General features: G+C 69.2%; 10 protein-coding genes. 2 read left to right on the top strand and 8 right to left on the bottom strand.

All coding sequences use genetic code 11. From position 1 onward, the window contains the following. Positions 1-606: 606 nt before the first annotated feature. Positions 607-2871, bottom strand: a complete 2265-nt coding sequence (locus OG444_RS39830; RefSeq protein ID WP_327260043.1) for an MFS transporter — start codon at positions 2869-2871, stop codon at positions 607-609. Between the two features lie 228 nt (positions 2872-3099). On the opposite strand from OG444_RS39830, the gene OG444_RS39825 reads away from it, so the two are divergent. Then, positions 3100-3342, top strand: a complete 243-nt coding sequence (locus OG444_RS39825; RefSeq protein WP_327260044.1) for a hypothetical protein — start codon at positions 3100-3102, stop codon at positions 3340-3342. Between the two features lie 726 nt (positions 3343-4068). Then, positions 4069-4401, top strand: a complete 333-nt coding sequence (locus tag OG444_RS39820) for a hypothetical protein (RefSeq protein ID WP_327260045.1) — start codon at positions 4069-4071, stop codon at positions 4399-4401. Between the two features lie 78 nt (positions 4402-4479). Here OG444_RS39820 and OG444_RS39815 read toward each other — a convergent pair whose 3' ends face one another. From OG444_RS39815 to OG444_RS39785, 7 genes are all read right to left on the bottom strand, one after another. After that, positions 4480-5076, bottom strand: a complete 597-nt coding sequence (locus OG444_RS39815) for a hypothetical protein (RefSeq protein WP_327260046.1) — start codon at positions 5074-5076, stop codon at positions 4480-4482. Continuing rightward, positions 5076-6704 (bottom strand): acyltransferase, encoded by a 1629-nt coding sequence (locus tag OG444_RS39810; RefSeq protein WP_327260047.1) that lies wholly within the window; start codon positions 6702-6704, stop codon positions 5076-5078. The genes OG444_RS39815 and OG444_RS39810 overlap by 1 nt, the downstream gene beginning before the upstream one ends. Positions 6705-6895: 191 nt before the next feature. Further along, on the bottom strand, positions 6896-8029 hold the full coding sequence (locus OG444_RS39805; RefSeq protein ID WP_327260048.1) for an ATP-binding protein: 1134 nt from the start codon (positions 8027-8029) through the stop codon (positions 6896-6898). A 131-nt stretch (positions 8030-8160) separates the two neighbouring features. Next, positions 8161-8904 (bottom strand): ATP-binding protein, encoded by a 744-nt coding sequence (locus OG444_RS39800; RefSeq protein WP_327260049.1) that lies wholly within the window; start codon positions 8902-8904, stop codon positions 8161-8163. Beyond that, positions 8901-10538: a transposase gene (locus tag OG444_RS39795; RefSeq protein WP_442810735.1), complete on the bottom strand. Its 1638-nt coding sequence runs from the start codon at positions 10536-10538 to the stop codon at positions 8901-8903. Before OG444_RS39795 ends, OG444_RS39800 begins: the two co-directional genes overlap by 4 nt. A gap of 365 nt (positions 10539-10903) precedes the next feature. Then, positions 10904-11824: a hypothetical protein gene (locus OG444_RS39790; RefSeq protein WP_327260052.1), complete on the bottom strand. Its 921-nt coding sequence runs from the start codon at positions 11822-11824 to the stop codon at positions 10904-10906. Between the two features lie 60 nt (positions 11825-11884). Then, positions 11885-12759, bottom strand: a protein-coding gene (locus OG444_RS39785; RefSeq protein ID WP_442810442.1) for an IS5 family transposase whose coding sequence is annotated in 2 segments (ribosomal slippage) — positions 11885-12369 and positions 12369-12759 — 876 coding nt in all. Because the reading frame shifts where the segments join, the coding sequence is not laid out codon by codon here. Positions 12760-12774 lie beyond the last annotated feature (15 nt).

Here is a 12774-nt window from a genome sequence, read left to right as displayed (position 1 = left end):
GCGGTAACGGCGGGGTGGTCCCGGTTGTTCGGGGACTGCGGGTCCGCGGTGGCTGGCTGGCAACGGAGGGAGGGTCTGCCGCGGGGTTCTTCGGCTTAATTATAGCAGGTCAGAAGGGATTTTGATGGGCTGTCAGGTTGTCTGTAACGGTGTCTCAGGACCGGGTGTCGGGGTGTGGCCCCTGCGGGGCCGAGGTCGTGTCGGTCGCGCTGCGCGCTCTCTCTCAGTAGCAGTATGCACACGGGCCGGCGGAGTGTCCACCCCGCCGGCCCCTCCCCCGACACGCTACAGAACGTAACAACGACCCCGGACCAGCATCAGCGAGTGGTCTACACCAGAAAGATCGCCAACAAAAGGGAAACCATCAATTCCCGACCCACCAAACCGACCCAACGTCAAATACCAAAACCGAAACACCCCCTGACCGAATACCAAAAACACAACCCCTCAACCCCCCACCAAAACCGCCCACATACCAAAAGCTCAAACGGGTGAATTGGGGGCTGCGAACCCCTCGAAGTAAGCAGAGTTCCGAGGCGTGGAGGCTATACGGTTCCTATTCTCGGACCTGACTCTGGATGGTGTCGCACACGGCAGAACCTGGGGTCAGGGCCGGTTCTCTGCTGCCCGCTCGGGCTGCTGCGAGGGCCTCCTGAATCGTCGGCGTGCCAGCTTTAGAGCGCCCGCCATAGCAACTACGACGGCTGCTTCACCACACACGATAAGAACCACGGTGTAAGCGGCGGCCGTGGGGTGGGAGTGTGCGGTGATCAAGCTTGCGGTGAGGGTCACCGCAAGCGCTCCGCTGTACTTCGTCTGCGCGACGTACGCGCGCTGGTGTCCGTCTCCGAGCCCGTTCGGGGGGCAGCGCTGGACGGCGGTGCCGACGCCTACGAGCAGCAGTGCTCCCGTCAGGCTGGGGGTGGGGAAGGTTTCGGGGTGGGACAGGCCGATGGACAGCCACAGCAGGCCGCCGCCCGTGGCGAAGAAGCCGATGGTCCTGGCCGGCATCCGCAGGCGGGTCGGGAAGGACCGCGGGAAGACGGTGAGCGCGGCAAGCGGCACGGCGAGCAGGAGCAGGGCGGCTGCCGTCCATGCCTCGTAGTCGAAGACCTGCTGCAGGGCGATGGTGCAGTAGAGCCATGCGGTGTACTGCACGGCGCCGCTCACCCATGCCCCGAGCAGCGTTGTCCCGCGGATCCAGTTGGGAGGTGGCGGGATCTCTGTTCTGCGGAGCCGGCGGGAGGCCTTGGCCAGCATGGTCAGCGCGAGAGCCGCGAGGGCCACGACGGAGGGCGACCACCAGCCGTGGGCGGCCGTGAGGCCGATGGCCCAGGCAAAGGCGGTGTGTGCGCCGGCGACCAGCGCCAGCACGACGAAGTCCGCTGCTCCGAGCTCGTCCCACAGCGGCGCGGACCTGAAGTCGGGCAGGAAGGGCAGAGTGATGAGCAGGAGGAGAGCAAAGGCGGCCAGGACCTGGAACGCGATGCGCCATTCCCAGGTGGAGAGGAGCAGTCCCGATGCGGTGACGGCGATCGCGCTGCCGACCGCCACGGCCCACGTGGTCGCCTTGTCGTGTACGGAGTACCAGAACCGGGTGGCGAGCACGACGCCGGCGGCGGAGGCGCACAGTCCCTCGCCCGCGCCTTGCAGCACGCAGCCGGTCATGAGCTGGAGTGCGGACCAGTCCGCTGCGGGGGGCTGGGTGACCCAGGTGTCGTATCCCAGGGTCCAGGAGGCGATCAGCGATCCGATCGCGAGGAGGATCAGTCCCGGCAGCAGGATCAGTCGGGGGCCGTACCGCAGGGCGGCGGGGCGTCCCGCCCAGCCGGTGAGTGCCGCCGCCAGCAGGTTGCAGGTGATCATCGAGGCTGCGACGCCGAGTGTCGAGGACAGGTCGTAGCGGACCGCGGGGACGGCGAGGACGACGGTGACGGCGGTGTACGCGCACAACGCCATGACTACGACGGCGATCACGATCCAGGCCGGTGAAGGGGGGCGGAGGCGGGCCTGGGCCTGGGTGCGGCGGGAGGGCCGGGGCCGGGTGGGTGTCCGCTCCTCGGGAGGGTTCCGTTTGGTGTGCTGTGGGTGCTGCTGCGGCCCCGTGGTGGCGTCTTCGGCTGCTGTGGTGTGCCGGTTAACGAGGTGGGCGTACTCGGGAGTAAATCCGGGGTCTGGCTGCGTTTCCGGGGCGGAAACGGCCTGCTGCCCTTCGAGGAGCCGGCGGTTCTGCTCCTGTAGCACCCCGACTTCGACCAGGAGCAGTCGTGCCTGCTCCTGCTGCTGGGCGAGTTCCGCTTCCACCTGGCGGGTGTAGTCCTGGGCGTGGCGCAGGTTCTCGTCCCGCTCGGCGACATCGTCTTGGAGGGTCCGTTCGGCGCTTTCAGCGTTCTGCGCGCGGTCCAGTGCCTGCCTCAGCTGGTCAGTGAGGTCGACTGCCTGCTCTTCCAGTGCGCTCAGGCGTTCCTCGGAGACGTGATGTGCGTCTTGCTGTTCCTCGCGCACACGGGCGAGTTCTTCCTTCAGCTGGGCGAGCCGGACGGCCGGAGAGCCGTTGGCGAGGTTGGCGCGCTCGCACAGCTCATCCAGCTCCGCCCAGTCGGTGACGGGCAGGTGCGGCTGCTGTGCTTCGAGGAAGGCGCGTATGGCAAGGAGCGTCTTGCGGGAGGCCGTTCGTTCCCCGTTCAGGTACCGGGTGAGCGTCCCCGGGGAGATGTGCAGAGCGGCGGCCACCTTCTTCTGTGTCCCGCCGGCCGCCCGGTAGCCGTGCACGGCCTTGCGTAAGGCGTTCGCGTAGGCGGCCGCCGGTGTCACCTCGGGCGCCGGGGCCTCCTGCGGTACGGCCGTCGGCGTCAGCTCGGGTTCGTCCATCGCCTGTCTTTCAGCCGGCAAGCACTGTCCCCTAACAGCGCAGTTGCCCGATTGTCGTGCATGCGGTGACAGCGCGGGAACACCCCGCCCGGGACGGCCTGATGTTGCCGGTTGACCGGAAACAGCCCGTTGTCACTCCTGCAAGATCCGCTTCCGCCCAAGTGTGGAGACACCGCGCTTCACACCTGGCCGCGGCCCGTCCGCAGGCCTTTACGGGAGGGAACCCTCATGTCCGCCAACGACTCACAGCCCCAGCCCTCGGGCCCGTCCCGGCAGCCGTCGCCCCAAGGGCCGGCCCCGGACCCGCTCCAGACGCTGCTTCTGGCCCTCGTCGTCGTCCTGGTCCTGGGCGCCACCGGCTACCTGTGCGTGGCCCACCCTTCGCTGACCGCCCCGATCGCGGCGGTCGGCGGAGTCGGCGCGGCCCTCGCCACCGCGATCGGCGTCGTGGTCACCAACCGCAGGCACTGACCCGGATGCTCCCGGACGCCGGACGCCGGGGCGGGCGGGGCGCGTCAGCCCCGCCCGCCCCGGCGACGGTCAGGCGCCGATACCGACGGCAGGGACGTAGGCATGGGCGGCGTAGGTGGGCCCGCGCCTATCGCCTACGGCGCGGTTCTGGAGGGGGATAGGCGGTTGGCGCAGCCTGCGGGGTGCCACGCCGGAACGCTTCACGGCGTTGCCGTGCTCGGCCCAGGCGCCTCGTACGTCGCCGTGCTCAAGCTGGCAGTACCTCGCCTCTCACGACGCCAACGGGGTTGCGCCCAGGAGGCCGAGGGCGACCAGAGCCGGCAGGCTCGTACGTCTGACCGACGTGTGCGAGAGGCAAGTTCACCCCTCTGTGGACTCTGGTCCAGGTTTGCCTCGTCCTCGTGAAGGGCTCTGGTCGAATGGTGTTCGCAGTGAAACCCCACAGCGACAACGCCCGACTCGCTGCCTTGCAGGAACGGACTTTTGGCACCCGGTAGGTGATTTGCGCGCATCACACCTTTTCTGAATGTGCGGATGCTGCTAAGAAACCGCAGTTCAGACGTCTTGCGAGCCGCTGCACCGCTTCGACGGGCGCGTAGAGGCTGGCGTGCCCGACCTCACGAAACCCTGGTCGCATCAGCGTCCAGGGCGGTATCCGGCCTGCCCTGCTGGAGATCTTTGGCGGGATCAAACAGGGCAGGCCACGGCGCCTCGGGGAGGCCCTTCATGAACGTACACATCGCACCGCTCACCGCGGCCATCTTTGTGACGAGTGCCGTGGTGGCGTACCTGGTCTACAAGGCGACCGCCAAGGCCCGAGGTCAGGCGCCCGGAACCGGGGGCGACGTGGTCGGCTCCATAGGCTCCGGCGCCGCGGTCTTCGCCGTCCTCATGATCCTGTTCACCGGCGGCACCGACGAGCAGGACGCCATCCCGTCGGCTCCGCCTGCCAGCCGGTCTGCTCCCCAGCCCTTCCCGGCCTCCCATCAACCGTCCGACTCCCTCGTTGGACATGGGACAACAGTCCCGCTGGAGTCCGCCACAACCTCAGCGGCGTAATGCGCGCAACGCCCACGCATGAGGGTGCCCCCGGCCTGCTTGGCCGGGGGCACCCTCATGCGGCAGCAGCACCGCGAGTCAGGCGCCGATGCCGACGGAGGAGACGTAGGCGTAGGCGGCGTAGTCGGAGTCGAGGTCGGTGATGACGTCGTCCCAGATCTCGTCGACCATGGCCTCGTTGCGGGCGGCCCAGGCGTGGACGAGGTCGGGCCAGATGTACCGGACGGTGATGGAGCGATCGCTGAGGGGGCGGCTGTACTTGGAATCGACGTGACTCTGGTCGACCGGATAGATCTCCATCCGGCGACCGCGGCCGTCGTTGTCGAGGTGCCGGGCCAGCCAGCCGGAGCGGATCAGGTTCTCCCGCCGGCGCCACCAGTACGCCGCGTCGATCCGCTCCCTGGACGCCGGAGAAGGCACGGCCTTGCCACGCGCCCAGGAGCGCAGGGAGCGGGTGCTGACGCCCTGTTCGGCGAGGGCTTCGCGGCCGGCGGGGCTGTCGAGATACCGCAGGCGGGCAGCCAGGCCGCGCCGGGACGTGACGGGCGAGGTGATACCCGAGGAGTGCACGATCCGGTTGAGCTCCAGGATCAGGGCCTCCCCGCCCTTCATCCCGCGGGCGTCATGCCTCTGCCATTCGCCCCAGCGGGACCACAGGTCCTCGGAACCCGCCATCAGCGCTTACCCCCCAGCGTGTAAGTCTGCTTTTCCTTCACCTGGTTCAGGTCCCGGCCCTCGGCGAAAACTGTCCGCCAATCGCCGATGACGTGAAGTTCGTCGGTGCCGGAGATTTCCACGACCTGCAATCCGGCCTTATGGATTTTGTTGGCTTTCATCCACAGATTCGCGAATGCTTTCGCGCGCATGATGTGCATCCAGTCCGGGCGCCGCATATCACGGTTCGCGGTGGATTCGCCCAGGGTGGAGACCAGCTTAGAATACATGGATTTCACATAGTTGACGGTCAGTTCGTCGCCCTCAGCGAGAGCGGTTTTCCGGACTTCCGCCAGGGCGCGGCGGAGTTTTTCCAGCAGGACTTCGGTGCCGCCGGAGACGAGGGAGCGGTGAATGGTCGGGGCGTCGGCGAGGTCGTCGCGGGCGCAGTCGAGGAGGAGGCGGAGGGTGGATTCGGTGACCCACAACTCGCCCGGCTCCATCCGGTTGCCGAGCGGGTTGGGCAGGTCGGTGTGCTCCCACTCGGCCGGGGTGATGAGGTGGACCCCGGATTTTTTGCGGTCGTGGACGCCGCTGGTGTCCTCCTTGAGTTGGCCGATCGGGAGCCAGCACTTGAAGGCCGACAGGTAGGCGGCGTTCATATCCAGGGCCGTCACCTCGAAGGTCTCACCCTTCTTGGCCGCCTGGAAGACATGGGGGTTGCGCCACTTCGGACGGCCCTCCCAGATCTCATCCGCACCCTTCTGCGAGCGCTTGCGCAGCACGTCGGCGGTCGGCGGGAACTCGGAATGCTCGTACCGGCCCCCGACCCGCGATTCCTTGAACAGCTTCATGACGTCGGGGATCGCGGACTTGGTCAGCGCGGCCTGGGCGGCCTCCACGTCACCCTCGCACTCCTGCAGAGCGGCGTGGACGTTGCCGGCAATCTGGTCGGTCAGCGTCCCGGACGCGTACGTACGCGGCCCCCGCACCACCGCCGGACCCGCCTTGGCCGGCCTCTCCTTGACCGGCTCCGGCGCAGGTTCGGCCTCCGGCGCCGGCTCCGTCGCGACGAGCTCCGCCGTGGCTTCCGGCGCGGGGGCTGGAGGGGCGGCGGGGAGCTGCTGCGGCACGGGGGCCGGTGCGGGTGCTACCGGGGCCGCCGCCGGGCCCGGGGTTGCGGCGGCGATGGCTGCCGCGCACTCCTCAGCGCTCAGGTGCTGCGGGAACCCGTCAACCTCCTCGCTGCACGGCTGCCCGCACAACACGCACAGCAGCATGTGCGCAGCGGTCAGCGGGGAGGGCGCCTGCGGGGGCTGGGCCGGGAGCTGCACGGCCGCGAGGGGGAGTTGCGCGGCCGGGGCGGTGGGCGGGGCGGGGACGCCGGAGGGGCGCAGTGCGGGGGTCGAGCCGTGGAGTACGCCGACTGCGTGGGTGGGGCCGGCGAGGAGGTCCAGGACGTGGAGACCGAAATGCGCGGCCAGGCCGTCGACGTCCTCCAGCGACCAGTGCTGCCGGCCGGCCTGCTTGCGGGAGATCTGTGCCTGCGAGAGACCGAGGCCGTCGGCGAGAACGTTCTGCCGCTCACCGGTACGCGTCATCAACGCAGCGACCGTCAGCCTGAGGAGCTCTTCCGTACCCATCACCATGATGCGACCCTAGCCCATTTCATGCGGATACCGCATGGCGCATACGTAAATCGATGCCGCGGCTTGGGTGGAGAGGGGAGTTGCTCTCAAGTGCCGTTCCCGGGACGGTGACGCGGTGGATGTACCGCCCCACGGCACTGACGCTGCACTTCATGAACGCCCCACACAGCGGCGCCCTGGAGTGAGGCCGTTCAGATGCCCCCGAGCCGGCGGCATGCCGCCTCGACCAGGGCGCTGCCGGAATACCCGAGGGGGTTCGTCAGGACGGCGTCGATGACGTGGGCGGTGATCTGGGCGAAGGCGCGGAAGTTGCCCCGTGCGCAGCGTTCGTCGGCTCGGGCGATGTGCTGTGGCGGCACCCTGCCCCAGAGCGGGTGGAAGGCGGGCAGGACGGCCTGGGCCTGAGCGGGGGTGAGCGGCGGGATGTGCTGGCGGGTCAGGATGCGGGAGGCGAGCTCTGGTATCCGCTGGAGGGCTTGGGTGCTTCCGGTTCCGGCCAGGATGAGGGTGGTGGGTGCGCCGGGGTCGGCTGCCAGGCGGCAGAGGTATTCCAGGGCGGGCGGGGACAGCCGTTGGATGTCGTCGCACACCAGCACGTGCGGGCTGCGCAGCGCGGTGGCCAGGGCCTGGTCGGTGGTGTTGCGCCGGTTGTCGGAGCGCACCTTGAGTGCGAGTGCTCCGGCGATCGCGTGGCGTAGCTGGGCGATCGTGGCGCCCACGGGTATCGGGACCCGGCGCACGTCCGGGCCGGGCGGCAGTCGGGCGAGGGCGTACTGCAGGGCGATGGTCTTGCCGGTCCCCGGGGCGCCGTCGATGTTCATCACGCCGCCAGCGGCCACGACGTGCCGCAGGGCGGAGGCGGTCTGTTCCAGGGCGTCGGTGACCACCACGTCCGCTTCGGGGATCAGCGTGTCCACGCCCGCCGCAGCGCAGTCGGGGCCAGCCACGAAGGGATGGTCGCCCTCGCAGGGGCAACGGCGGGCCCGGTACAGAGGCGTGGACAGGTCCGCGGCAGGGCGGGGACCCGGCTTCCGGCCGCGCCTCAGATCGTGTTCGGCTGCCACCAGAGTGTCCATCCGGGCCCACACCGTCTCGTCCCAGGCGGGGGCCTTCAACAACCATCCCGCGCGGGCGGGCGGGGTCCGGGGCGGGGGTTCGTCGCGTGCCTGCCACAGCCAGCGTGTCACCGTCTTCACCGGAACCCGGGCAAGGTGCGCCGCGGCGTGACGGTGCGGGCCCAGCAGCCGGCCTGCCTCGTCGATCGCGAGGAGGCGCTCCACCAACACCGCATGGGACAACATGCCGTCCCGGATCACCTGCGTCATCCGTCAGCCCCTCATCGGACGGAGGAAGCCGGCGCCGTCGTGGCGGCCAGGTGTCGGGAGCGTGCGGACTCTCGCACGGTGCCCGCAGTGTTCGGTCGATGGGCTGTTGGGTGCGGCCGCCGTGCCGGCGGTCATCCCAGGCGGCTGAAGGCCCACCGCAGAACCTCCCTGTCGACCTGTGCGCGCCCCGTGCGGGCCAGGGCAGTGCGCAGATGGGCGGTCAGTCTCGCCCAGTTGCGGAAGTTGCCGTGGGCGGCGTGTTCGTCGGCGAAGGTGATGTCGGCGGGGTCGGTGTCCTGCCAGATGGGGTGGAAGAGAGGGACGACCTCCAGGACCTCGTTCGGGGTGAGGCGGGTGAAGTGCTGCCAGATGAAGATCCGGGAGGACAGCATCGGCTCGCGGTGCAGCACGGTGTGGCAGCCCTCGCCGCCGACGAAGATGATCGCGAGTTGTGTGGCGGGTTCGTCCCACAGGTAGCGGAAGTATTCGAATGCCTCCCCGCTGAGCCACTGGGCCTCGTCGACCAGGAAGGTGCGGGGGTGTTCGGCCAGTGCGGTCTTGAGCAGGCGGTCGAATTCGCTGGGGTGGCGTGGTGGTTCGCCGGGCAGGCCGAGCGCGGTGAACAGTTCGTAGCGCACCGCGCGGGCGGTGGGCCGGGCACGGAAGGTGATCTTGTGGATGTCCTCGCCGGGTTCGAGTTCGCGCAGGCAGGTGTTGACGGCGAGGGTCTTGCCGAAGCCTGCGCCGCCGTGGATGCACATCATGGCGCGGGCGGCGACGGTGTCGCCGATGTTCTCCCGGGCAGTGAGCAGGGCGCGGGTGGCGACCACGCAGGCGTCCGGGAGGTCGGCGTACTGGTAGGTCGGGACGGTCACCGTGGTTCTCCCTCGCCGGTGGTGTCGGCGCCGGCGGCAGTGCCGGGGCTGTGGGCGTCGGCAGTGCCTGGACGGGGCTGCTCGTCGGCGGTCGGCCCACTCGCAGGGGCGGGGCGGGTGCGGGCGGCGAGGGAAGGCGGGGTGCGCCAGCCGGCGGGCGGCGCGGCTGGCGGGATCAGGTCCGGCAACGCCAGCCGCGACAGATCCGCCGTCTTCTCCTCGGCAAGTTCCCGGCCCGCTTCCTGTGAGGTGAGAGTGTTCAACCGCTCAGGGCGGGCCGGCCGGGCCTGGGCGGCGTAGCGGTCCTGCTGCGCAGCTCTCAAGTCCTGGCGCAGCCGGCGGGTGCGGGCCGCCCGCGCGGTACGCACCGCGCTGATCTGCTCCGGCGTCGCAGCGTCGGCCGGCTCGGCGGGGCCCAGGTAGCGGCCGGTGGATGCGTCGAACACCTCGATGCGGTGATCGTGGTGCGGCATGAACCGTACGCGCACCCGCTCACCGGCCAGGCCCGTCATCCACGCCGCCACGTAGTCGCGGTTCCTGAAACGGACGCCCTTGGTGGAGAGCACCCGGACGCGGCCGTCGTCCTCCAGGGTGAACGTCCACAACTCGTCCGCGCCGATCTCGCGCAGCGGCGTCGGATCCGCCTCCCACACCTGGAGCGGGGACCGGCCCTTCAACGGTCCCGGGTGGTGGGAGGTGTTCCACCAGGCCACCCAGTCCAACAGGCGGGCGGTGAAGTCCTCGAAGTCCAGGAGCACCTCGTCCGTCGGCCGCGTCCGGCGCCGGCCCGGACGCGGCTGGCGTACGTAGCCGGGCAGCGCGGCCAGGAACATCGACTCCACGGCCCGGTTCAAGCCCTCCACGGTGCCCTTGAGGTGCGGGGTGTACGGGGGCAGGTCCTCCACCTCCACGGCCAGGGCGTCGAACGCGGCGGTCACCGTCCTCGACAGGAAGTCCTTGCCCCGGTCCACGCGTACCTTCTCCGGGAGTCCGCCCTGCGGCCCGAACGGCTCCTCGCGCACCACGGCCGCCCGGAGCGCGGCCAGGACCGACTCCCGCGACGGATGCCCCGGGGTGACCGCCACACCCATGATCGTGTTCGACGCGCAGTCCACGAACCAGGTGACCCACGGCCGGCGCGCAGCGCCCTCTACATCGACCAGGACCGGGGCCTGGACGTGATCGGCCTCCCACACCTGGTTCCGCCATCCCCGCGGCCGGGCCAGGAACACATCATGCTTGCGGGCCTCACGCTCACCACCGGCAAGCCCCGCCCGCTCCCCCGCAGTCAAATCACGACGCAGCGCACGACGCAATGTGGTCAACGACGGCGCAGTCCCAGCAGGCGGCTGCCGGGCAGCACGGCCGGCAAGTTCCCGGTGCACAGCCGCCACGTTCCCGCCCCACAGGGCCAGCAACGCCCGGACCTCAGCGGTAACGGTGAAACGGTCCGCCCGCGCCGCGCGCACGCCGGGCAGGCGTACAGCACCATCGGCGTGAACAGGCTCCGCGAGCCACCGCCACACCGTCCGCTCCGACACCCCCAACGCCCCCGCAGCCAACCGGACATGCCCCGAAGTCAGCGAACCGGTCTCACGCAGCTCCAGCAACCGGCCGACCGCCGCCCCACGCACTCCCCCACGCACCGCATCAGGCAAACCATCCCGCTCCCCCACCCTCCACTCCCGCCGCCGAGCCCGCCCCCCTGCACCAGGCCAAGCCTCACCCTGGACCACCCCACAGGAATCAGAAACACCGTTTCCACGGCAGCAAACCACCCGGGGGTGTGCCAGCCCATGACAGTGACAGCCACACCCGACACCACCTACATGTCAGCGACGCCCACCTCAACCACTCACACCACCAGCACAAACACCCCTGACTGACGACCCATCACTGACACCACCCCCACTGACACAAAACCGGCGCATCGCACAGGGAAGGCGACGTCCGGCGCGCCCCGGAGCGCCTCGACCACGGTCAAGCTCGGGTGCGTTTATCAGGCGTCCAGCACAGTAACGTCGGGTTTCGTGCCGAGACCGGCGAGAAGAACGATCTTGGGAGTAGCGCGTGAAGCAACCCGCCTCCCCTGTACTTCGTGCTGGAGCGTCCTCATCGTTGCATCGGACCATTTGGGCTTGGACGTGGCCAGGACGAGCCCGCCTACTCCAAGGGCAACGCAGCCCTCAATGAGCTTGCATGCCTCGCGCTTCTGCTCCTTGGGACTGCCCCCAAGGGCATCCCCGCTCTTTGCTTCTCCGAGCCACACCTGGTCCAACGTGGCGAGGGCGAAGTCAATCTCCACGAACGGGCTGCCGCTTCGGAGGACCTCGAACTCCTCGCACACCAGCGCTGGGCGGGCCCAGTGCTGGGTTCGAAGGAACTGGGTCGCCAGCAGGGGTACGTCTCCGTCGTTCTCGACGAGTTCACGTACCGCCGGGTGCAGTTCGTAGTACCAGCTCGGCTCAGGGAGCGGCGATTTCCACCGTCCCTGGATCAGGCTGTTCTCACCACCGCATCGCCGGCACGAATAGGCTTGAGTGATCTCAGCGAGCGGGTAGAACTCATAGATCGGGCAGGGGCAGCAGCCCAGGACGAGCCCACGCCGGACGACGCCCTGACTCGCCCATCTGTCCAGGTCGGCGCGCCTTGCGTGCTCATTCCAGTCCGTCTTCTTGTACGCAGCAATCGCATCCCACGACAGCACGAGCCCCGACTTCAGGTTCCACGCACTGCCCGATGGCAGCTCCCAGTCCGCCTTCTTCGACGTGAACGCACGAAGCACCGGCCACCCAGGGCTGGAGGCAAGCTGTTCCAGGTCGGTGCGTGAACCTAGCAGCCTCTCTGCGATGGCGGCCCGCTTCCCAGCCGCACTGGGGCGGATCGCTATGGCCTGGGCCGCGGCAGCGTGCTGCAGCACCTTCACGATAGACGGCCAGGACAGCCTGGGAGCCGCTAGGGCCTGTTGTGAAAGTGCTGGTCACAGCCATTCGTTGATGGCTGCGACCAGCACTGTCGCTTCGTAGCGAACAGCGAGTTTGTCGTACCTGGTGGCGACGGCCCGGTGGCGCTTGAGGCGGTTGATCCCGCACTCGACCGCGTGCCGCTGCTTGTAGTCGTCCTTGTCGAACTTCGGCGGACGGCCGCCTCTCGAACCGCGTCCCAGCCGGTTGCGGACCCGGTCCGCGGGCACCGGAATGGTTGCCTTGATTCCGCGTCTGCGCAGGTAGGAGCGGTTGCTGCGGGAGTCGTAAGCCTTGTCGGCCCGCACCCGGTCCGGGCGCTTGCGCGGCCTGCCCAGGCCGAGCCGGGGCACCCGGATCGCCTCCAAGACCGGTTCGAACTGCGGGAAGTCACCCCGCTGCCCGGCCGTGATCACCACGGACAAGGGCTTCTGCCCCTGCTCGACGGCAAGGTGGATCTTGGTGGTCAGCCCGCCGCGGGAACGTCCGAGGCCATGGTCTGCCGGCTCAACGAAGACTCCGCCGGGCGGCTCCTTCTGAAGGTCCCCCTTTTCGCCGCCCCGGCGGCGTGCTGGTGGGCCCGGCAGACGGTGGAGTCGACATTGACGTCCCAGGTGATCAGGCCGTTCGCATCCGCCTCGGCCTGAAGCCGGGTGAGGATCCTGGCCCAGGTTCCGTCTCGCTGCCAGCGTCGGAACAGGTCGTAGACCCGATCCCACGGCCCATATCGCTCGGGCACGTCCCGCCACGGAGCGCCGGTCCGGGTCCGCCACCGTATGCCGTCTATCAACTGCCGCCGCGTCCACACCTGCGGACGCCCCGGCTTGATGCCCTGCGGCAGCAGCGGCTCAAGCCGGGCCCACTGGTTGTTAGTCAGATCTCCACGTCCCACAAGACGTGATCATGA

The sequence above is a fragment of the Streptomyces sp. NBC_01232 genome, from assembly GCF_035989885.1.
Taxonomy (GTDB): domain Bacteria; phylum Actinomycetota; class Actinomycetes; order Streptomycetales; family Streptomycetaceae; genus Streptomyces.
Note: the sequence above shows the minus strand (reverse complement) of the source record. Positions and strands in the feature narration are given on the sequence as shown.